The sequence below is a fragment of the Nocardioides sp. zg-1308 genome, from assembly GCF_013155375.1.
Taxonomy (GTDB): domain Bacteria; phylum Actinomycetota; class Actinomycetes; order Propionibacteriales; family Nocardioidaceae; genus Nocardioides; species Nocardioides renjunii.
This window is the reverse complement of the sequence record NZ_JABJQY010000002.1, coordinates 1,657,461-1,677,406: the sequence shown is the minus strand read 5'-3', so window position 1 is coordinate 1,677,406 and position 19,946 is coordinate 1,657,461. Positions and strand designations below refer to the sequence as shown.

Annotated in this window: 19 protein-coding genes; 9 read left to right on the top strand and 10 right to left on the bottom strand. The window is 72.8% G+C overall.

Annotated features, from left to right (window positions below; all coding sequences use genetic code 11):
* Positions 1-48 precede the first annotated feature (48 nt).
* The 3 genes from HN031_RS09810 (at position 49) to HN031_RS09800 (ending at position 1,648) form a co-directional block, all read left to right on the top strand.
* A complete protein-coding gene (locus HN031_RS09810) occupies positions 49-687 on the top strand; it encodes a VOC family protein (RefSeq protein WP_172269438.1) in 639 nt (212 codons plus the stop codon).
* A complete protein-coding gene (locus HN031_RS09805; RefSeq protein ID WP_367650717.1) occupies positions 684-1,367 on the top strand; it encodes a class I SAM-dependent methyltransferase in 684 nt (227 codons plus the stop codon). Before HN031_RS09810 ends, HN031_RS09805 begins: the two co-directional genes overlap by 4 nt.
* Positions 1,368-1,480: 113 nt before the next feature.
* Complete coding sequence (locus HN031_RS09800; RefSeq protein WP_172269436.1) at positions 1,481-1,648, top strand: hypothetical protein; 168 nt, start codon at positions 1,481-1,483, stop codon at positions 1,646-1,648.
* On the opposite strand, the gene HN031_RS09795 is transcribed toward HN031_RS09800, so the two are convergent.
* Positions 1,645-2,721, bottom strand: coding sequence for a LacI family DNA-binding transcriptional regulator (locus HN031_RS09795; RefSeq protein ID WP_172269434.1), 1,077 nt, complete (start codon positions 2,719-2,721; stop codon positions 1,645-1,647). The two genes, HN031_RS09800 and HN031_RS09795, sit on opposite strands and share 4 nt — an antisense overlap.
* Before the next feature lie 528 nt (positions 2,722-3,249).
* On the opposite strand from HN031_RS09795, the gene radA reads away from it, so the two are divergent.
* Entirely contained in the window at positions 3,250-4,644 is a 1,395-nt protein-coding gene (radA, locus tag HN031_RS09790) for a DNA repair protein RadA (protein ID WP_172269432.1), read from the top strand.
* Positions 4,645-4,827: 183 nt separating this feature from the next.
* On the top strand, positions 4,828-5,910 hold the full coding sequence (gene disA, locus HN031_RS09785; protein WP_322425083.1) for a DNA integrity scanning diadenylate cyclase DisA: 1,083 nt from the start codon (positions 4,828-4,830) through the stop codon (positions 5,908-5,910).
* A gap of 385 nt (positions 5,911-6,295) precedes the next feature.
* Here disA and HN031_RS09780 read toward each other — a convergent pair whose 3' ends face one another.
* Entirely contained in the window at positions 6,296-7,126 is an 831-nt protein-coding gene (locus HN031_RS09780; RefSeq protein ID WP_172269430.1) for a hypothetical protein, read from the bottom strand.
* A 67-nt stretch (positions 7,127-7,193) separates the two neighbouring features.
* Here HN031_RS09780 and HN031_RS09775 point away from each other — a divergent pair, with 67 nt between their 5' ends.
* Complete coding sequence (locus tag HN031_RS09775; protein WP_172269428.1) at positions 7,194-8,075, top strand: A/G-specific adenine glycosylase; 882 nt, start codon at positions 7,194-7,196, stop codon at positions 8,073-8,075.
* Positions 8,076-8,103: 28 nt separating this feature from the next.
* Here the strand turns inward: HN031_RS09775 and HN031_RS09770 are convergent, their stop codons facing one another.
* Complete coding sequence (locus HN031_RS09770) at positions 8,104-10,680, bottom strand: ATP-dependent Clp protease ATP-binding subunit (protein WP_172269426.1); 2,577 nt, start codon at positions 10,678-10,680, stop codon at positions 8,104-8,106.
* A 214-nt stretch (positions 10,681-10,894) separates the two neighbouring features.
* Here HN031_RS09770 and HN031_RS09765 point away from each other — a divergent pair, with 214 nt between their 5' ends.
* Genes HN031_RS09765 through HN031_RS09755 form a run of 3 tightly spaced genes read left to right on the top strand, consistent with a single transcriptional unit; the run spans position 10,895 to position 13,681 of the window.
* Positions 10,895-11,776: an ABC transporter permease gene (locus tag HN031_RS09765; protein WP_172269424.1), complete on the top strand. Its 882-nt coding sequence runs from the start codon at positions 10,895-10,897 to the stop codon at positions 11,774-11,776.
* Positions 11,777-11,819: 43 nt separating this feature from the next.
* A complete protein-coding gene (locus tag HN031_RS09760; RefSeq protein WP_172269422.1) occupies positions 11,820-12,890 on the top strand; it encodes an ABC transporter substrate-binding protein in 1,071 nt (356 codons plus the stop codon).
* The gene (locus HN031_RS09755) at positions 12,887-13,681 is read left to right on the top strand and encodes an ABC transporter ATP-binding protein (RefSeq protein WP_172269420.1); all 795 of its coding nucleotides are present in this window, start codon (positions 12,887-12,889) and stop codon (positions 13,679-13,681) included. The genes HN031_RS09760 and HN031_RS09755 overlap by 4 nt, the downstream gene beginning before the upstream one ends.
* Before the next feature lie 45 nt (positions 13,682-13,726).
* Here the strand turns inward: HN031_RS09755 and HN031_RS09750 are convergent, their stop codons facing one another.
* The 7 genes from HN031_RS09750 to HN031_RS09720 all read right to left on the bottom strand — a co-directional run bounded on the left by HN031_RS09750 (position 13,727) and on the right by HN031_RS09720 (position 19,907).
* Positions 13,727-14,059 carry an Lsr2 family protein gene (locus tag HN031_RS09750; RefSeq protein WP_172269418.1) on the bottom strand — a complete coding sequence of 111 codons (333 nt, stop codon included), beginning with the start codon at positions 14,057-14,059 and terminating at the stop codon, positions 13,727-13,729.
* A 96-nt stretch (positions 14,060-14,155) separates the two neighbouring features.
* On the bottom strand, positions 14,156-14,926 hold the full coding sequence (locus HN031_RS09745) for a type III pantothenate kinase (protein WP_172269416.1): 771 nt from the start codon (positions 14,924-14,926) through the stop codon (positions 14,156-14,158).
* Positions 14,923-15,843: a carboxylating nicotinate-nucleotide diphosphorylase gene (gene nadC / locus HN031_RS09740; RefSeq protein WP_172269414.1), complete on the bottom strand. Its 921-nt coding sequence runs from the start codon at positions 15,841-15,843 to the stop codon at positions 14,923-14,925. Before nadC ends, HN031_RS09745 begins: the two co-directional genes overlap by 4 nt.
* 61 nt (positions 15,844-15,904) lie before the next feature.
* Positions 15,905-17,635, bottom strand: a complete 1,731-nt coding sequence (locus HN031_RS09735) for an L-aspartate oxidase (RefSeq protein WP_172269412.1) — start codon at positions 17,633-17,635, stop codon at positions 15,905-15,907.
* Positions 17,636-17,644: 9 nt separating this feature from the next.
* Complete coding sequence (gene panD / locus HN031_RS09730) at positions 17,645-18,073, bottom strand: aspartate 1-decarboxylase (RefSeq protein ID WP_172269410.1); 429 nt, start codon at positions 18,071-18,073, stop codon at positions 17,645-17,647.
* Positions 18,073-19,011, bottom strand: coding sequence for a pantoate--beta-alanine ligase (gene panC, locus HN031_RS09725; protein ID WP_172269409.1), 939 nt, complete (start codon positions 19,009-19,011; stop codon positions 18,073-18,075). The genes panD and panC overlap by 1 nt, the downstream gene beginning before the upstream one ends.
* Positions 19,008-19,907 carry a Rossmann-like and DUF2520 domain-containing protein gene (locus tag HN031_RS09720; RefSeq protein ID WP_172269407.1) on the bottom strand — a complete coding sequence of 300 codons (900 nt, stop codon included), beginning with the start codon at positions 19,905-19,907 and terminating at the stop codon, positions 19,008-19,010. The genes panC and HN031_RS09720 overlap by 4 nt, the downstream gene beginning before the upstream one ends.
* Positions 19,908-19,946: the final 39 nt, after the last annotated feature.

The window sequence follows — 19,946 nt, the reverse complement described above, 5'->3', positions numbered from 1 at the left end:
CCTGACCCCGGTGTGGCTGCCGGGAGGGAACAGGCTCAGAATCTCTGCATGCGCCTGGACCACGTCAGCTTCGCCGCCGGACCTGATGGACTCGCCAGCACCGCCCAGCGCCTCGGGGGGCTGCTCGGGACGACGTTCATCGACGGTGGCGTGCACCCCCGTTTCGGCACCCGCAACATGATCCTCCCGCTGGCCGGCGGCACCTACATGGAGGTCGTCGAGGTCCTCGACCACCCCGCCAGCGACAAGGCTCCCTTCGGTCAGGCCGTCCGTGCCCGCTCCGCCCTCGGCGGCGGCTGGATGGGCTGGGTCGTGGCCGTGTCCGACATCGCCACCATCGAGACGCGGCTGGGCCGCGAGTCGGTCAAGGGCAACCGCCACCGCCCCGACGGCACCGAGCTGCTGTGGCAGCAGATCGGGGTCAACGGCCTGATCTCCGACCCGCAGCTGCCGTTCTTCATCCAGTGGCTCACGCCGTCCGAGCTGCACCCGAGCAACGGCGCCAGCGGCGACTTCTCGCTGGCCTGCCTCGAGATCGCCGGCGACCCGCAGCGGGTCAGCGAGTGGCTCGGCGAGACCGTCGAGGCCCCGCTCGAGGACGTCAAGGTCGAGTGGGTCGCCCCCAACGGCACCCCCGGCATCGTCGCGGTGCAGCTGCAGACCCCCCGGGGCCTGGTCAGGATGTGAGGGTCCGCCCCTCCCCCAACATCTGGAACACCCCCGAGCTCTACGAGCTCGAGAACCGCGCGGCCGACCCCGAGGACCGCATCGCCACCGCCATGCGAGAGATCGGCGACTGGGCCGGACGCACGCTGCTCGACGTCGGCTGCGGCAGCGGCTTCCACCTCCCCCGGTGGGCCGGGTCCGCGACCCGGGTCGTCGGCGTGGAGCCCCATCCCCCGCTGGTCGCGCTCGCCCGCCGGCGTACGCGATCCCTGCCGCAGGTGAGCGTCCTGGCGGGCAGGGCGGAGGAGCTGCCCGTGCCGGACGCGTCGGTCGACGTGGCGCACGCGCGCTGGGCCTACTTCTTCGGCCCGGGCTGCGAGCCGGGGCTGCGCGAGCTCGACCGGGTCGTCCGCCGCGGGGGCACGGCGTTCGTCGTCGACAACGACCCCACCCGCTCCACCTTCGGCGCGTGGTTCCGCCGCGGCTTCCCCGAGGTGGACCCCGACGCGGTGGAGCGGTTCTGGTCGACGCGCGGCTGGCAGCGCCGCCCGATCGACATGGGGTGGTCCTTCGGGTCGAGGGCGGACCTCGAGTCCGTGGTGCGCATCGAGCTGCCGCCCGAGGCCGCCGAGGAAGCGCTGGCCTCGCACACCGGCACGACGGTCGACTACGCGGTCAACCTGTGGTGGCGCCACTTCTGAGCGACGCTACGTCCGGGCGCCTGCCCCGGGCGACGACATCGAACCGGGCACAGAGGGTACGTCGCGGTCGAGGCCGGCGGCCGCGCCGACCCACCCGAACGTGAGGAGCAGCCGTGGCGGACGAGAAGGGCAAGGGCAGCAAGACGGCCAGGAAGGCCAACGCCAAGGCCGACGAGGAGGGGAAGTCCAACCCCCGGAAGTCGTCGGCAGCGCAGGCCGAGCTCGGGAAGAAGGGCGGCAAGAAGGGCGGCAAGAAGTCGGGCAAGAAGTCCAGCAGCTAGGCGGGACGGCCGGCGACCGGGACCCCCGGCTGGCTCGACTCGCGGATGGCGAGCGTCGGCTCGAGCAGGACGCCCCGGCTGGCGACGGGCTGGTGCGAGAGCAGCGCGCGCAGCGTCCGGACGACCTCGACCGCCACGTCCTCGAGCGGCTGGCGTACGGACGTGAGCCCGACGGGGTAGACCTGCGCCACCTGCGAGTCGTCGAACCCGACGACCCCGATGTCGCGCCCGGGCGCGAGCTGGCGGATCCAGAGCGTGTGCAGCACGCCCATGGCGAGCGTGTCGGAGGCGCAGACGAAGGCCGTGGGCCGTGACTCGTCGAGGAGCACGGCGGCCGCCTCGGCGCCGCTGTGCACGACGTCCTCCACGCGGGACGCGAGGCCGGTGGTGGACAGGCCGTTGGCGTGCATCGTCGACACCCAGCCCGAGCGGCGGTCCTCGCCGATCGGGGAGTCCTTGCGCCACCCGATCCACGCGATGCGCGTGTGGCCGCGGTCGATGAGGTGCTGCGTCGCGAGGCGGATCCCGGCGGCCCCGTCGACGTCGACCCACACGTGGCGGGCGGTCTCGTCGTCCCAGGGGCGGCCGAAGGCCACGAACGGCGCGCGCTGCTGGCTCAGCCACGCGGCCTGCGGGTTGCCGAGGTAGGTGTCGGTGACGACGAACGCGTCGACGGCGGTGGAGCGCAGCAGGTTGTCGTAGCCGCCGACCGGGTCCTCGTCGTCACCGGGGAACAGCAGGACGTGGTAGCCCGCCTCCTCGCTGGCCTCGACCAGCGAGTGCACGAAGCGGTCCATCGCGGCGTTGGCCGTGCCCTCCTGGACCGGGTTGAAGCGCAGGCCGATCAGCGAGGACGTGCGGGTGCGGAGGTTGCGGGCGGCGCGGTTGGGCGAGTAGCCCAGCTCCGCGATCGTCTGCCGGACGCGCTCGAGGGTGTCGGGACGCAGGAGGTCGGGGTTGTTGACCGCGTTGGAGACCGTCTGCCGGGAGACCCCGGCGCGCTCGGCGACGTCGGCGAGCGTCGGCGGCGTCACCGGCAGCTGGCTGCCGAGCCGACGGTCGCTGTGCCCCATGGATCCCCCTCCGCGCACGTTGATCGATCCAACGGCGGTCAGCATAAGCCTTGGCGTCCGGGGGTCCGCGCCCACCACAGAGGTGAAGGGCCCTTGCGAGTATGAGTCGCAAGGGCCCTTCGGTTGACCGGATCGTGTGACGACCTCCGGTCGACGGCTCTTCCTCGACGATCCCCGCTCCTGCGTCACCCAGTCGCGGCGGCCGGTCGGCCGAAGCCTCCCGTCCGGACGGATCCTCGTCCCCGAGTCGTCCCGCCTCCCCTTGCGGGTCGGCGTGGGTGCAGTTCTACGCGACCGTTCCCGGGCGGCGCAAGGGGTCGCGGGAGCCCGTTCCCCCTCCACCGGTCCGTCCCCCGACCGGGGGCCTCCATCCCCAGCCGGGGACCGACTTGTGCACAGGTTTCGGGAGTCGTCCACAGGATGGGGCACATCCTGTGGAGAGGTGGTCCGTACCGGACGGGTGACGGTGGGCCCGTCGGGTGGCGCGGCGCGGACCGGGTGTCGGTGCCCTGACCTAGCGTGAGGGCCATGTCGACCAAGGCCAAGGCGCGTCCGTCCTATCGCTGCTCCGAGTGCGGCTGGGAGACCGGCAAGTGGGTCGGCCGGTGCGGCGAGTGCCAGGCGTGGGGCTCGGTCGCCGAGGCCGGGGCGCCGACGCTGCGGGCCGCCGCCGGCCCGGTGTCGACGCCGGCGGTGCCGATCGGGCAGGTCGCCATCACCGAGTCCGTCGCCCGCTCGAGCGGCGTGCCCGAGCTCGACCGCGTCCTCGGCGGCGGGCTCGTCCCCGGCGCCGCCATCCTCCTGGCGGGCGAGCCCGGCGTCGGCAAGAGCACCCTGCTCCTCGAGGTCGCCGCCCAGACCGCCCGCACCCGCCAGCGCACCCTCTACGTCACCGGCGAGGAGTCGGCCGCCCAGGTCCGCCTGCGCGCCGACCGCACCGGCGGGGTCCACGACGAGCTGTTCCTCGCCGCCGAGACCGACCTGGGGGCGGTGCTGACCCACATCGAGGAGGTCCGCCCGACCCTGCTGGTGGTCGACTCCGTCCAGACGATCGGCGCGTCCGGGGTCGACGGCGTGCCGGGAGGCGTCACCCAGGTCAAGGAGGTCGCCGCCGCGCTCATCCGCGTCGCCAAGACGCGCAACATCACCACGATGCTCGTCGGCCACGTCACCAAGGACGGCTCCATCGCCGGCCCCCGCGTCCTCGAGCACCTCGTCGACGTCGTCCTCCACTTCGAGGGCGACCGCAACTCGCGGTTCCGCATGGTCCGGGCCATGAAGAACCGCTACGGCCCGGTCGACGAGGTCGGCTGCTTCGACCTGTCCTCCGAGGGGATCTCGGCCGTCACCGACCCGACCGGCCTGTTCGTGGAGCACCACACCCAGGACGTCTCCGGCACGTGCGTCGCGGTCACCATGGAGGGCCGTCGCCCGCTCCTCGCCGAGGTGCAGGCCCTGCTCACGCCCTCGCCGCTCGAGCGGCCACGACGCACGGTCTCGGGCGTGGAGTCCTCCCGCGTCGACATGGTGCTGGCCGTGCTGACCCGCCACGCCCGCCTGCGGATCACCGGCAGCGACACCTTCGTGGCGACCGTCGGCGGGGCCAAGCTCCACGACCCGGCCGCCGACCTGGCCATCGCGGTGGCGGTGGCGAGCTCCCACCTGGGGGTGCCGGCGCCCCGCGGGGCGGTGGCGATCGGCGAGATCGGTCTCGCCGGTGAGCTGCGCCGGGTGCGCGACCTGCCCCAGCGCATCGCCGAGGCGGCCCGCCTCGGCTTCAAGGTGGCGGTCGTCCCGCGCGGACGCACGCTCGCCAGCGAGCGCGGGATCCCCAGCCACCGCACCGTCGACGGGCTCAAGGTGATCGAGGTCGACGACGTCTTTGGGGCCCTGTTGACGCTCGACCTCACGCCGCCCCTCTGAGCCCGCTCCGACCCGTTCTCGCGACCCGGCCTCGCGACCCGGCCGACCCTCCGAATCCGGGCTTCGCGCCCGGCCGCCGGGGCGGGCACCCCAAAGGATCACTGGGGAGGGCTGCTTCACCCCTACACTGCACCCGATGGCGCGCGGGGGCGGCGCCCGCAGAGAGAGCACGTGGAGGACCCGGTGGCAGAGCGCGTCGACGAGCAGCTCAGGCTGCGCGCAACCCTGGCGTCCATCGCCCCCGGCACCCCGCTGCGTGACGGCCTGGAGCGCATCCTCCGCGGCCGCACCGGCGCCCTGATCGTGCTGGGCCTCGACAAGACGGTCGACTCGATCGCGACGGGCGGCTTCACCCTCGACGTGCCCTTCACCGCCACCGGGCTGCGTGAGCTGGCCAAGATGGACGGCGCGATCATCCTCGACAAGGACATCACGCGAGTGCACCGGGCCGCGGTCCACCTCATGCCGGACCACACGATCCCCTCCGAGGAGACCGGCACCCGGCACCGCACCGCCGAGCGCGTCGCCAAGCAGACCGGGCACCCGGTCATCTCGGTCTCGCAGTCGATGCAGATCATCGCCGCCTACGTCGGCGAGATCCGCCACGTCCTCGAGGACTCCGGCAAGATCCTCTCCCGCGCCAACCAGGCGCTGGCCACGCTCGAGCGCTACAAGCTGCGCCTCGACGAGGTCTCCGCGACGCTCTCCGCGCTGGAGATCGAGGACCTGGTGACCGTCCGCGACGTCGCCGTGGTCGCCCAGCGCCTCGAGATGGTCATCCGCATCGCCCGGGAGATCGAGGACTACGTCCTCGAGCTCGGCACCGACGGTCGTCTGCTCTCCCTCCAGCTCGAGGAGCTCGTCACCGGCGTCGACGCCGAGCGCGAGCTGGTCGTCCGCGACTACCTTCCCCACGCCCGCCGCCGCATCGCCGGCCCCGAGTCCCACCTCGCCGAGCTCGAGGGCCTGTCCCCCACCGAGCTCGTCGACCCCGCGGCCGTCGCCCGCGCGATCGGCCTCGGCGGGGCCGAGCACCTCGACGCCGCCGTCGCGCCCCGCGGCTACCGGCTGCTCGCCAAGGTCCCGCGCCTGCCCGCCGCCGTCGTCGACCGCCTCGTCGACCACTTCGGCGGCCTGCAGCAGCTGCTCTCCGCCGGTATCGACGACCTCCAGGCCGTCGAGGGCGTCGGCGAGCTCCGCGCCCGCAGCGTCCGCGAGGGCCTGTCCCGCCTCGCGGAGTCGAGCATCACCGAGCGCTACATCTGAGCCGGGCGGCGGCGGCGTGGGCTGCACACGTGTCCGAGATACCGCCCCCGCGCCCGGCGTACGACGACCACATCCCGCACACGTGTCCGAGAAACCGCCCCCGCGCCCGACGTACGACGACCACACCCCGCACACGTGTCCGAGAAACCGCCCCCGCGCCCGACGTACGACGACCACACCCCGCACACGTGTCCGAGAAACCGCCCCCGCGCCCGACGTACGGCGACCACGTCCCGGACACGTGTCCGAGAAACCGCCCCCGCGCCCGGCGTACGACGGCCACGTCCCGCACACGTGTCCGAATTGTCGCCCCGGACCATCCCCGGCCGGCGCCTGAGCCCCGTCCCAGGCGACGAAAGCGTGGCTCACCCACCGCCGAGGCCGCTCACCCCGCGGAGTTCCCCGCCCCGTCCTCGCCGGGCGTGTGGGCGGTGTCGCCGTTCTTCCCCTTGCCGCCACCCTGCTGCTGGGGGTCGGCGGTCTGGGTGACGACCCCCGGCTGGGGGGCGACGAGCTCGAACTGGACGTCGGTGGCGTCGCCGCCGAGAGCGGCCGCCTGCACGTGGTAGAACCCGAGCTCGGCCCAAGCGGTGAGGTTCGAGCAGGTCTCGTCCGAGCGCTTGGCCGACCAGGTCACCACCACCGGGGCGTCGACGGCCGAGCGGACCACCACGTCCTGCACCGGGATGGCGGCCGGGCACTCGCGGGTGCTCCAGATGTAGTCGTCGCCCGACGTGATCGTCACGGTCATCGTCTGCGCCGACGCCTGCCAGGTGCAGGCCTCGCTCACCAGCGTGCGCAGGGTGATCGTGATGGGGATGTCGGACCCGCCGGGCGCCGAGGTGATCGCCGGCGTGGCGACGATGTCGGACTCGGCGCACGGGCCGGTGGGCTCGGCCAGGACCGGCTCGGGCGGAGCCGTCTCCTCCTGGCGCTGCTTCTTGCCCTTCCCCTTGCCCTCTCCCTTGCCGTTGCGCTTCTTCCCCTCGGTGCCGGTGGTGGCGCCGGCGGTCGGGCCAGCGCTGGGCGCCGTCTCCTCGACCGTGGCGCCTGCCTGGGTGGCCCGTTCTGCGCCGTCGGAGGAGCCGTCGGACGAGCCGCCGAGCAGCCGGGCGATGACCACGACGAGGAGGAGCGGGATGCCGAGCACGACGATGCGGCGGGTCCAGTAGACCCGGGCCGGGAGCGGCCCACGAGGTCGTACGGTCGTCGGCATGGGGTCAGGCTAGGCAGCGACCGGCCCGTCTCGGCGGAGGCGCACCGACTCACCTACGATCGCCGCGATGGACACGCCCGCACCGAGCGACCTGCACGACGCCGTGCTCGACTGGTACGACGACCACGCGCGGGTCCTGCCGTGGCGCGGCCCGGAGGCCTCGCCGTGGTCGGTGATGGTCAGCGAGCTCATGCTCCAGCAGACCCCGGTCGCCCGGGTGGTCCCGGTCCACGCCGCCTGGCTGGAGCGGTGGCCGACCCCGGCCGACCTCGCCGCGGCGCCCACGGGTGAGGCGGTGCGCATGTGGGGCCGGCTGGGCTACCCCCGCCGGGCCCTCCGCCTCCACGCCGCCGCCGTCGCGATCGTCGAGCGCCACGACGGCGTCGTCCCGGCGGCGTACGACGACCTGCTCGCGCTGCCGGGCGTCGGCGACTACACCGCCGCGGCGATCGCCAGTTTCGCCTTCGGCCGCCGGCACGTCGTGCTCGACACCAACGTCCGCCGGGTCCTGGCGCGAGCGGTCTCGGGCGCCGAGCTGCCCGCGCCGGCCGTCACCCGCGCCGAGCGCGACGTCGCCACCGCGCTGCTGCCCGACGACCCCGCCACCGCGGCGACGTGGGCGGTCGCCACGATGGAGCTGGGCGCGCTCGTGTGCACGGCGCGCCAGCCCCGGTGCGACGCGTGCCCCGTCGCAGAGGTCTGCGCCTGGCGTGCCGCCGGCTTCCCGGCGTACGACGGACCGCCCCGCCGCGGGCAGGCGTGGGCCGGAACCGACCGGCAGTGCCGCGGACGCATCATGGCGCTGGCCCGCGACGCCGCCTCGTTCGGGCTCGCCCAGGTCGAGGCGGCCTGGCCCGGGACGGAGCAGCGCGAGCGGTGCCTCGACAGCCTCGTCGCCGACGGCCTCCTGACACAGGTCACCCCGGGGCGCTGGGCGCTCCCGGGGTGATCTGGTGAGGCGGGTCAGGCCATGAGGCTCAGGCCTCGTTGGCCTTGGGGATGTCGGTCGGTCCCGCCGAGTCGTCCGGCCCGTCGCCGAGCGGACCCTCCACGACCGTCTCGAGCGGCGGCATGTCGGGCACCGTCGAGTTCTTCTGGCCGCGGAACGTGAACGTCGCCGTGGGGCCCTCGCCCTCGACGTCGACCAGCACGATCTGGCCCGGGCCGACCTCGCCGAACAGCATCTTCTCGGCCAGGACGTCCTCGATCTCGCGCTGCACCGTGCGGCGCAGCGGACGCGCACCGAGCACCGGGTCGAACCCGCGCACGGCGAGCAGGTCCTTCGCGGACTGGGTGAGCTCGAGGGACATGTCGCGGTCCTTCAGGCGCAGCTCGACGGCGTCGATCATGTTGTCGACCATCGCCACGATCTGCTCCTGCGACAGCGGCGGGAACACGACGATCTCGTCGACGCGGTTGAGGAACTCGGGACGGAAGTGCTGCTTGAGCTCCTCCGACACCTTGCTCTTCATCCGCTCGTAGGAGCCCGCCGGGTCGGCGCCGACCGCGCCGAAGCCCAGGTTGACGCTCTTGGCGATGTCTCGCGAGCCGAGGTTGGTGGTCATGATGATGACGGTGTTCTTGAAGTCGACGACGCGACCCTGCGAGTCCGTCAGGCGACCCTCCTCGAGGATCTGCAACAGGCTGTTGAAGATGTCGGGGTGGGCCTTCTCGACCTCGTCGAAGAGCACCACGGAGAACGGCTTGCGGCGCACCTTCTCGGTGAGCTGGCCGCCCTCCTCGTAGCCGACGTAGCCGGGGGGCGAGCCGAACAGGCGCGACACCGTGTGCTTCTCGGAGAACTCGCTCATGTCGAGCTGGATCAGCGCGTCCTCGTCGCCGAAGAGGAACTCGGCGAGCGTCTTGGACAGCCAGGTCTTCCCGACGCCCGAGGGGCCGGCGAAGATGAACGAGCCACCGGGACGCTTGGGGTCCTTCAGACCCGCACGCGTACGACGGATGGCACGGCTGAGGGCCTTGACGGCCTCCTCCTGGCCGATCACGCGCTTGTGGAGCTCGTCCTCCATCTTGAGCAGACGGGTGGACTCCTCCTCCGAGAGCTTGACGATCGGGATGCCCGTGGCGACGGCCAGGACCTCCGCGATCAGCTCCTCGTCGACCTCGGCGATCTCGTCGAGGTCACCGGCGCGCCACTGCTTCTCGCGCTCGCCACGGCGCGCGGCGAGCTGCTTCTCCTCGTCGCGCAGGCGGGCCGCGGCCTCGAAGTCCTGCCCGTCGATGGCCGCCTCCTTGCGCTGGCGGACGTCGGCGATCTTCTCGTCGTACTCGCGCAGGTCCGGCGGCGCGGTCATCCGGCGGATGCGCAGTCGCGAACCGGCCTCGTCGATGAGGTCGATGGCCTTGTCCGGCAGGAACCGGTCGGAGATGTAGCGGTCGGCCAACGTCGCCGCCGAGACCAGGGCCTCGTCGGTGATGGTCACACGGTGGTGCGCCTCGTAGCGGTCGCGCAGGCCCTTGAGCATCTCGATGGTGTGCGCGATCGAGGGCTCCTGCACCTGGATGGGCTGGAAGCGGCGCTCGAGGGCGGCGTCCTTCTCGAGGTACTTGCGGTACTCGTCGAGCGTGGTGGCACCGATGGTCTGCAGCTCGCCGCGGGCCAGCATCGGCTTGAGGATGCTGGCGGCGTCGATCGCGCCCTCGGCCGCGCCGGCGCCGACGAGGGTGTGGATCTCGTCGATGAACAGCACGATGTCGCCGCGGGTGCGGATCTCCTTGAGCACCTTCTTGAGGCGCTCCTCGAAGTCACCGCGGTAGCGAGAGCCGGCGACCAGCGCACCGAGGTCGAGCGTGTAGATCTGCTTGTCCTTCAGCGTCTCCGGCACGCTGCCGCGGACGATGTCCTGGGCGAGGCCGGCCACGATCGTGGTCTTGCCGACGCCCGGCTCGCCGATGAGCACGGGGTTGTTCTTCGTGCGGCGCGACAGGATCTGCATGACGCGCTCGATCTCCTGCTCGCGCCCGATGACGGGGTCGAGCTTGCCCTCGCGCGCGGCCTGGGTGAGGTTCTGGCCGAACTGGTCGAGGACGAGCGAGCTCGAGGGGGCCTCGCCGCCGGAGCCGGACGTCTGGGCGCCGGCCGCGGCCGACTCCTTGCCCTGGAAGCCGCTGAGCAGCTGGATGACCTGCTGGCGGACCCGGTTGAGGTCGGCGCCGAGCTTCTGCAGGACCTGGGCCGCGACACCCTCGCCCTCCCGGATCAGGCCGAGCAGGATGTGCTCGGTGCCGATGTAGGAGTGGCCGAGCTGGAGCGCCTCGCGCAGCGAGAGCTCGAGCACCTTCTTGGCGCGGGGCGTGAAGGGGATGTGTCCCGAGGGAGCCTGCTGGCCCTGGCCGATGATCTCCTCGACCTGGGCGCGCACGGCCTCCAGGGAGATGTCGAGGGACTCCAGCGCCTTGGCAGCGACGCCCTCGCCCTCGTGGATGAGGCCGAGCAGGATGTGCTCGGTCCCGATGTAGTTGTGGGAGAGCATGCGGGCCTCTTCCTGGGCCAGCACGACAACTCGCCGGGCTCGGTCGGTGAACCGCTCGAACATGTGCGCTCCTCTACGTCTGCGTGGTCCGCCTGCCTCCCGCCGGAGCGGGAACGCGGACACTGGGCTCAACGCCCGCCATCAGCCTACGTGTTCCCACCCCAGTCACCAGAGCGTCCGCTCACAGCGAACGGGACCGACGGATGGGCACCTAAAGTGTAGTAAGTCAGTATGGTTATGCTCTCGGGCTGTTGCTCCACCACCCGAAGGACGTCCGATGAGCCTCACCCCGACCCTGCAGCGCGCGGCACCGCGTGACCGCGACGTCGCCGACACCCGCCGCCGGGGCGCGCGACGCACGCGCGTACGTCGTACGGCGCTGCACGTCACCACCTTCGTCCTGCTGCTGGCGACGTGGTGGGTGGTCACCCGGGCCGGCCTGGTCCGGCCCCTGTTCCTGCCCTCGCCCGGCGACGTGTGGGACGCCTTCGTCCGCGCCAACTCCGACCACCCGGTGAGCGCGGGATCGGACCGCATCGTGCGGGGCGAACAGAACTACTACCTGTGGGAGCACCTGGTCGCGAGCCTCCAGCGCATCGCCGCCGGCGTCGGCGGGGGCATCCTGGTCGGCGTGCCGCTCGGCCTGGTGATGGGCACGACGTTCCTCGGCACCCTGCTGGAGCCCTACCTCAACTTCCTGCGCTCGCTCCCGCCCCTCGCCTACATCGGCCTGCTCATCGTGTGGTTCGGGATCGGCGACACCTCCAAGGTGTGGCTGCTGTTCCTCGCCGCGTTCCCGCCGATCACGATGGCGACGATGGCCAGCGTCCGCGGCGTGCGCGAGGACCAGGTCAACGCCGCGCTCAGCCTGGGCGCCCGTCGTGCCCAGACCGTGTGGGCCGTCGTGCTGCCGTCCACGCTGCCCGACGTCCTGACCGGCATCCGGGTGGCGACCGGGTTCGCGTGGACCACCGTCGTGGCCGCCGAGATCGCCAACGGCATCCCCGGGATCGGCGGCCTGGCCTACCTCGCCGGCGAGCAGCTGCGCAGCGACCTCGTCGTCGCCTGCATCTTCGTGATCGGCCTCGCCGCCATCGTGCTCGACCTGGGCCTCAAGTCGCTCGAACGGGCCCTCGTGCCGTGGCGCGGCAAGGCCTGATCCACCTACCCACCCCTCACCCCGCTGACAACCAGGAGCACTGATGCACCCCTTCCGCACCCTCGCCACGGCCGCCACCGCAGCCGCCCTCGCCCTCGGCCTCACCGGCTGCGTCGAGGCCGGCCGCTCGAGCACCACCGCCCCCGAGGACTCCGCGTGCCCGTGGACGCCCGACGAGTCGGTCGAGACGACGGCGAGGATTGCCTGGCAGGCGATCCCCAACGGCGACGTCGTGGTCAAGGACCTCGGCCTGCTCGAGGCCTGCATGCCCAACGCCACCATCACCTGGGTCCAGGCGGCCTCGGGCGGCGACGTCGTGGGCTACTACGGCGCCGGTGAGGTCGACCTCGGCCTGATGGGATCCTCGCCGGCGACCATCGCCTCGTCCGCGCCGACCAACGCCGACGTCGACATCGACGTGGTCTGGATCCACGACGTGATCGGCGACGCCGAGTCCCTCGTCGTCAAGGACCCCGCCGTCACGGACCTGACGGGCCTGCGAGGCGGCACCATCGCGGTGCCGTTCAGCAGCACCGCGCACTACTCGCTCCTGCAGGCCCTGATCGAGGAGGGCCTCGACCCCGACAAGGACGTCAAGGTGATCAACCTCGACCCGGAGAAGATGGCCGGCGCCTGGCAGGGCGACCAGATCGACGCCGCCTGGGTCTGGGACCCCACGCAGAGCCAGCTGATCGAGGACGGCGGCACCCGCATCCTGTCCAGCGCCGACACCGCCGAGGCGGGCCGACCCACCTTCGACGTGGGCACCGTCGACGCCGCGTTCGCCGCGGACAACGCCGCGTTCATGGAGCAGTGGGCGAAGGCACAGGACCACGCCGTCACGATGATCCAGGACGACCCGGAGACCGCGGCCGAGTCGGTCGCCGTCGTGCTCGGCATCGACCCCGAGGACGTCCTCCCCCAGTTCGAGGGGCTCACCTTCCTCGACGCCGCGACCCAGGCCGGACCGGACTACCTCGGCGGCAAGCTGGCCGAGGACCTGCACACCACGGCGTCCTTCCTGCTGGAGCAGGGTGGCATCGAGGCGGTGGGGAGCACGCAGGACTACGCCTCGCACGTCGATGCCGGCCCCGCCGCGTCGGTGACGCCGTGACCGCCCGTACGGGGCACGGCCGCGCCATCGTGCTCGACGGGGTCGCGAAGAGCTTCGACGTCGGCGGGGAGTCGATCCCCGCCCTGGCGGCCACCACCCTCGACATCGCTCCCGGCGAGTTCGTCACCCTCGCGGGACCCTCCGGGTGCGGCAAGACGACCCTGCTGCGGATCCTCGCCGGCTTCACCGAGCCGAGCAGCGGCTCGGTGACGGTCTCGGGCGAGCCCGTCCGGGGCCCGGGGCACGACCGCGGTGTCGTCTTCCAGCAGCCGACCCTCTTCCCGTGGCTGAGCGTGCGCCGCAACGTCGAGGTGGGCCCCCGCTTCCAGCGGGTGCCGGCGGCCGAGCGACGCGCTCGCGCCGACCGCTACCTGGAGATGGTGGGGCTCGACGCCTTCGCCGACCACCGCCCGTACGAGCTCTCCGGCGGCATGCAGCAACGCTGCCAGATCGCGCGCGTGCTCGCCGGCGACCCCGACATCGTGCTGATGGACGAGCCGTTCGGCGCCCTCGACGCGCTGACCCGCGAGCGCCTCCAGGGGGAGCTCCTCCAGATCTGGCGCGAGACCGGCAAGACCGTCCTGTTCATCACCCACAGCGTGGACGAGGCGGTCTACCTGGGGTCCCGGGTCCTCGTGATGAGCCCCCGACCGGGGCGGATCGTCTTCGACGCCCCGGCCCGGTTCGGCCGCGACGGGGAGAGCGTGCCGGTGGAGGAGATCCGCTCGCTCCCGGAGTACACCGACCTGACGGCGGACGTGCGTCGCGCCATCTACGCCGACGTCGCGTGAGGGCAGCCCACCGGGACCGGTGAGCCGCCTCGCGCGCGGCGGCGGTCAGTGGGCGGCGTCGTAGGCCTGCTGCACGTCGGCGGAGATGCGGCCGCGCTCGGAGACCTCCATCCCCTGCTCCTTGGCCCACTCACGGACGTCCTTGGTGTTGGAGCCCGAGGAGGACGCGCCGTTGGTGGACCGGCGGGTGCGGCGGGACCCGCCGGCGACCTTGCGGGCGTGACCGACGTAGCCGCTCAGCGCCTCGCGCAGGGCAGCGGCGTTGGCGTCGTTGAGGTCGATCTCGTAGGTCGTCCCGTCGAGGCCGAAGGTGACGGTCTCGGTGGCCTCGGTGCCGTCGAGGTCGTCGACCAGGACGATGTTGACCTTTTGTGCCATTGCGGATTCCTTTGCTTTCCTGCGACAGGGCGAAAGCAGTGTGGCAGCAACTCAGGAATTGCACAAAAGGAGTCAGGGAATTCTTGACGACGCAATTCAGGAATTGCGTTCGAAGACCAGTCGCAATCCCTGCAGGGTGAGCCACGGTGAATGAATCGTGAAACACCCACAATCGTCGGTGAGCAACGGCGCCAAATGCCCGGTCGAAATCACGCTGACATTCTCGGCGGGCTCGCCGAGCTCGGCGATCATCCGCGCGACGAGCCCCTCGACCTGGGCGGCGACGCCGAACACCATCCCGCTCTGCAACGCCTCCACGGTGTTCTTGGCGATCACCGAGCGCGGACGGGCCAGCTCGACCGTGCGCAGCTGCGCGCCACGGCGCCCGAGCGCCTCGAGCGAGATCTCGATGCCGGGGCAGATGGCGCCGCCGACGTACTGGCCCTTGGCATTGACGACGTCGAACGTCGTGGCTGTGCCGAGGTCGACGACGATCGCGGGTCCCCCGTGGAGTGCTGCGGCGGCCAGGGAATTGACGATCCGGTCGGCACCGACCTCGCGGGGGTTGTCCATGAGGACCGGGATGCCGGTGCGGACCCCCGGCTCGACGACGATGGCGGTGACGTCACCGAAATGGCGTTCGAGCATCTCGCGCCACTCGTGCAGGACGGCCGGCACGGTCGCGCAGACGGCGATGCCCTCCACCTCGTCGGCACGCTCGCCGAGCAACCCCGTGAGCAGCATCGACCACTCGTCGGCGGTGCGCCGCTCGTCGGTGGCCACGCGCCAGTGGGCGGTGACCTCGTCGCCGTCGAGCAGCCCGACGAACGTGTGGGTGTTGCGGATGTCGGCGGCGAGCAGTGTCATGCGCTCGTCCCCGGCCCGTCGACCAGGTCCATCCCGATGTCGAACACGACGACCGAGTGCGTCAGGGCACCGACGGACACGAAGTCGACCCCGGTGGCGCCGATCCGGCCGGCGCGCTCGAGGGTGATCCCGCCGCTGGCCTCGAGCGGCACCCGCCCGGCCGTACGACGGACCGCCTCTGTCATCAGCTCGTCCGACATGTTGTCGAGCAGGATCCGCTCCGGCGGCCCGGGCAGCGCGAGCAGCTCCTCGAGCTGATCGAGCGTCGTGACCTCGACCTCGACCGGGAGCCCCGGGTGCCGCCCCCGGATGGCCTCGAGCGCGGGGAGCACACCACCGGCCGCGATGACGTGGTTGTCCTTGACCATCGCCATGTCCTGCAGGCTGGTGCGGTGGTTGACGCCGCCGCCGCAGCGCACGGCGTACTTCTGCAGGGCGCGCAGGCCGGGCAGCGTCTTGCGGGTGTCGAGCACCCGCGTCGGCGAGCCCTCGAGCGCCTCCACCCAGCGCGCCGTGGCGCTCGCGATGCCGGAGAGGTGGCAGGCGAGGTTGAGGGCGGTGCGCTCGGCGACCAGCAGGCGCTGGGTGAGCCCGGCGACCCGCATCACGACGTCGCCGCGCTCGACGCGGGTGCCGTCGGGCAGGCGGTCGCTGATCGTCGCGTCCGCGCCGACCATGACGAAGGCGACGGCGGCGACGCCGAGGCCGGCCACGACCCCCGGCTCCCGGGCGGCGAAGACGGCCTCGCCGCGGGCGTCGGGCGAGATGGTCGAGGAGCTGGTCGGGTCGTCCGCGCGGTGGTCGGGGAGGTCCTCGGACAGCGCCCGCCGGAGCACGTCCCACACGTGGTCGAGGTCGAGCCCGGCGGCGGTGAGCTCGTCGCGCAGCTCCTGCGGCACGTCGCTGGGTCTCGTCATGCGGGGTCCCTGCGGCGTTGTTCGGAGGAGCGGAGCGGAGGAGAAGAACGTCGTGGGGTGGTCATGCGACGACCTCCGTGGGGTCGGTGGAGGGGGCGTAGGTCCACTCCACCCGCACCGTGCCGTCCGCGTCGAGCCAGGAGTCGACGTGGCCGGCCCTCGTGTCGTCGCGCTCGGGGTGGTCCTCGCGCCAGTGCGAGCCGCGGGTCTCCGTGCGCAGCGCAGCCGCCGCGGCCAGCGCGGTGCTGATGGTCAGCAGGTTGGTCGTCTCCCAGGCCGCGGGGTCGACGACGGCGTCGCCCGGGTCGAGCGTGCCGAGGACGTCGAGGGCGTCGGAGAGGCCGTCGGCGTGCCGGAGGACACCCACCCGGTGGGTCATCAGGTCCTGCATCACTCGGCGCCGCTCCCCCGAGACCAGCCCCTCGCGCCGGTCGTCCTCGGCGGGCTCGGCCCAGCCGCGGAGCTCGGCCGGAAGGACGTCGGCGATCCGGCGGGAGAAGACCAGCCCCTCGAGGAGCGAGTTGGACGCCAGCCGGTTGGCGCCGTGGACGCCGGAGCAGGCGACCTCGCCGGTCGCGTAGAGCCCGGGCACGGTCGTACGTCCCCACAGGTCGGTGGCGACGCCGCCGGAGGCGTAGTGCTGGGCCGGTGCGACGGGGATGAGCTGCGTGACCGGGTCGACCCCGTGCTCGCGGCAGACGCGGAGGATGGTGGGGAACCGGCGGGCCCAGAACCTCGATACGGCGGCTCGTTCCTCACCGCCTGCTCGATCACCGGGGTGGCTCGCTGCGCTCGCGGGTAGCCCGAGGTGTCTGGCGTCGAGCCACACGTGGGGCTGCCCGGTCTCGACCATCCGGCGGGTGATGGCCTTGGCCACCACGTCGCGGGGCGCGAGGTCGGCGAGCTCGTGCTGCCCCTGCATGAAGCGCCGGCCCTCGGCGTCGACCAGGAAGGCACCCTCGCCGCGGACGGCCTCGGAGATCAGCGGCTGCTGGCCCTGCGAGTCGGGTCCCAGCCACATGACGGTCGGGTGGAACTGCACGAACTCGAGGTCGCGGACCCGCGCGCCCGCGCGCAGGGCGAGCGCCATCCCGTCACCGGTCGAGACGCTGGGGTTGGTGGACTGGCTGAACACCTGGCCCAGCCCGCCTGAGGCGAGCACCACGGCGCGGCAGTGCACGGCGCCCACGCCGTCGCGCTGCCCCTCGCCGAGCACGTGGAGCGTCAGCCCGGCGACACCGCCGTCGGCGGCGAGGAGCAGGTCGACGGCCAGCGCGTGCTGCACGACCTCGATCTCGGGCGCGCGCTCGACGGCGGCGATCAGCGCCCGTTGGATCTCCGCACCGGTCGCGTCCCCGCCCGCGTGGGCGATCCGGTCACGGTGGTGGCCGCCCTCGCGGGTCAGCGACAGCTCGCCGTCGGGGTGGTGGTCGAAGCGGGTGCCGAGCGCGATCAGCTCGTGCACCGCCGCGGGGCCCTCGGTCACCAGGACCCGGACGGCCTCGGGGTCGCACGCCCCCGCGCCGGCGACGAGCGTGTCGCGCTCGTGCTGCTCCGGGGTGTCCTCGGGGCCGAGCGCCGCGGCGATGCCGCCCTGCGCCCACTGGGTCGACCCGGCGGCGAGGACGTCCTTGGTGACGACGAGCAGCCGCAGCGACGGATCGGCCGCGTGCACGCGCAGCGCGGCGGTGAGGCCGGCGATCCCGGACCCCACCACCACGACGTCGGCGCGGGTGGCCCAGCCGGGGGCGGGCGCGCGGAGGCGGCCCGGGACCGGCCGGTGAGCAGTCATCCGTGCAGGCTAGCGAGTGGGCCGGGGCGCCAGCAGGTCGCCGCGGCTCAGCGTGGCGTCGCCGAAGGTCTCGGCCGGGTCGTAGCCGGTCGCCAGGACCTTGTTGTCCCCGTCGACGAACACCACGTGCGGCTGGTGCTCCTTGGCCTCGGCGGTCTCCATCTGGCCGTAGCCGATGAGGATGACCGTGTCGCCGGGGTGCACGAGCCGCGCGGCGGCGCCGTTGATGCCGATGACGCCCGAGCCGCGCTCGCCGGCGATCGTGTAGGTCTCGAGGCGGGCGCCGTTGGTGACGTCGACGATGTGGACCAGCTCACCGGGCAGCAGGTCGGCGGCGTCGAGCAGGTCCTCGTCGACCGTCACCGACCCGACGTAGTGCAGGTCGGCCTGCGTCACTGTCGCCCGGTGGATCTTCGAGGTCATCATGGTGCGCAGCATCAGCTGCTCCTTTCACTGGTGGTCGAGGCCGCAGGCGCGGTCCCCGCCGTCATGAGGTCAGGGGTGGCGCGGTCGAAGACGACCGGCACGTTGTCGATCAGCCGGGTGGTGCCGACCCGCGCCGCCACCAGGACCCGGCCCTCGCCGGTCTCCGGCGGCTCGCCGAGGTCGGGCCCGGTGAGGGCGAGGTAGTCGAGCTCCAGCCCCGGCTCGGCCTTGAGCACCGCCATCGCGGCCCAGCGCGCCGCGGGCACGCCGTACGCCGCCCGCTCCTGCGCGGCCCGCAGCGCCCGGCTCAGGGCCAGCGCGGTCCGCCGCTGGTCGGCGTCGAGGTAGCGGTTGCGGCTCGAGAGGGCCAGTCCGTCGGGCTCCCGCACCGTCTCCGCGCCGACGACGTCGATGCCCAGGCACAGGTCGCGGACCATCCGCCGGATCAGGACGAGCTGCTGGTAGTCCTTCTGACCGAAGACCGCGACGTCGGGGCGGACCAGGCCGAAGAGCTTGGCGACGACGGTCAGGACGCCGTCGAAGTGACCCGGCCGGGAGGCGCCGTCGAGGATCGTGGCGACCGACCCCGGCGCGACGGTGACGCCGTCGCGGACGGAGTCGTGGCTGAACCCGCCGGGGTACATCTCCTCGACGCCCGGCGCGAAGACCACGTCGACGCCCTCGGCCGCGCAGACCTCGAGGTCCGCGTCGAGCGTGCGGGGGTAGCGGTCGAGGTCCTCCGTCGGGGCGAACTGCATCGGGTTGACGAAGATGCTCACGACGAGCGGACCGTCCGTCGCTGCGCGCGCGGCACGCATCAGGCTGGCGTGGCCCTCGTGGAGGGCACCCATCGTCGGCACGAACGCGACGCGTCCGCCGGACCTGCGGGCGCCGTCGAGCAGGGCTGAGAGCTCCTCGCGGGTGGACGCGAGGACGGGGGCTGCGGTCATCGGTGCTCGGCGCCCGCGCGGGTGCCGGCCTCGGCGGCCTGCAGGACCCGGAGCATCTTCGCGGCCCGGATGGGCAGCAGCCGGCCGTCGGTGACGGCCCGGTCGAGCGTCGCGCGGGCCATCGCGACGTAGGACGGCAGCGTCTGCGGCGCCGTCGCGACGAGGTCGGCGAGGTGGGCGCGCACGGTCTCCACGTCGCCCCGGACGATCGGGCCGGTGAGGGCGGCGTCGCCGTCCTCGAGCGCGTTGTCGAGAGCGGCGGTCAGCAGCGGCCGCAGCGTGGCGGCGGGGTCCTCCGCACCGGCGGCGGAGAGGATCTCCATCGCCTCGGCCACGAGGGTGACGAGGTGGTTGGCGCCGTGGGCGAGGCCTGCGTGGTAGAGCGTGCGGCGCGACTCCGGCACCCACATCGGGCGGCCGCCGAGGTCGGCGACGAGAGCCTCGGTGAGGGCGCGGTCGGCGTCGTCGGCGGTCACGCCGAAGACGCAGCCCGACAGTCGCGGCAGGTCGACCTCGGTGCCGGTGAACGTCATGGCGGGGTGCATCGCGATGGTGGTCGCGCCCGCCGCGCGGGCGGGCTCGAGGACGGCGAGGCCGTGCCGTCCGCTGGTGTGCACGACGAGCTGGCCCTCCCGCACGGCACCGCTGGCCACGAGCATGGTGACGACGTTGGACAGCATGTCGTCGGGGACCGTCAGGAGGAGCAGGTCGCTCGCACGGGCGACGTCCGTCGGCTTGGCGGCGTGGACGCCCGGCAGCAGCTCGGCGATGCGGCGACGGGAGGCGTCGGACTCGCCGGCGGCGGCGACGACCTCGTGGCCCGAGGCGCGGAACCCGGCTGCCAGTACGGCGCCCACCCGCCCTGCTCCGACCACGCCGATGCGGTGCTTCGTCATGTCGACCTCTTCGTTTCAGTCCCTCGCGGGTACCGATCT

Excerpts from the sequence above, each read along its gene's own strand:
- panD (WP_172269410.1), bottom strand. The coding sequence starts at position 18,073 with ATGCTGCGCACCATGATGACCTCGAAGATCCACCGGGCGACAGTGACG.
- HN031_RS09735 (WP_172269412.1), bottom strand. The coding sequence starts at position 17,635 with ATGACTGCTCACCGGCCGGTCCCGGGCCGCCTCCGCGCGCCCGCCCCC.
- radA (WP_172269432.1), top strand. The coding sequence starts at position 3,250 with ATGTCGACCAAGGCCAAGGCGCGTCCGTCCTATCGCTGCTCCGAGTGC.
- HN031_RS09750 (WP_172269418.1), bottom strand. The coding sequence starts at position 14,059 with ATGGCACAAAAGGTCAACATCGTCCTGGTCGACGACCTCGACGGCACC.
- HN031_RS09810 (WP_172269438.1), top strand. The coding sequence starts at position 49 with ATGCGCCTGGACCACGTCAGCTTCGCCGCCGGACCTGATGGACTCGCC.
- HN031_RS09795 (WP_172269434.1), bottom strand. The coding sequence starts at position 2,721 with ATGGGGCACAGCGACCGTCGGCTCGGCAGCCAGCTGCCGGTGACGCCG.
- HN031_RS09770 (WP_172269426.1), bottom strand. The coding sequence starts at position 10,680 with ATGTTCGAGCGGTTCACCGACCGAGCCCGGCGAGTTGTCGTGCTGGCC.
- panC (WP_172269409.1), bottom strand. The coding sequence starts at position 19,011 with ATGACCGCAGCCCCCGTCCTCGCGTCCACCCGCGAGGAGCTCTCAGCC.
- nadC (WP_172269414.1), bottom strand. The coding sequence starts at position 15,843 with ATGACGAGACCCAGCGACGTGCCGCAGGAGCTGCGCGACGAGCTCACC.
- HN031_RS09780 (WP_172269430.1), bottom strand. The coding sequence starts at position 7,126 with ATGCCGACGACCGTACGACCTCGTGGGCCGCTCCCGGCCCGGGTCTAC.
- HN031_RS09745 (WP_172269416.1), bottom strand. The coding sequence starts at position 14,926 with ATGACACTGCTCGCCGCCGACATCCGCAACACCCACACGTTCGTCGGG.
- HN031_RS09765 (WP_172269424.1), top strand. The coding sequence starts at position 10,895 with ATGAGCCTCACCCCGACCCTGCAGCGCGCGGCACCGCGTGACCGCGAC.
- HN031_RS09775 (WP_172269428.1), top strand. The coding sequence starts at position 7,194 with ATGGACACGCCCGCACCGAGCGACCTGCACGACGCCGTGCTCGACTGG.
- HN031_RS09760 (WP_172269422.1), top strand. The coding sequence starts at position 11,820 with ATGCACCCCTTCCGCACCCTCGCCACGGCCGCCACCGCAGCCGCCCTC.
- HN031_RS09720 (WP_172269407.1), bottom strand. The coding sequence starts at position 19,907 with ATGACGAAGCACCGCATCGGCGTGGTCGGAGCAGGGCGGGTGGGCGCC.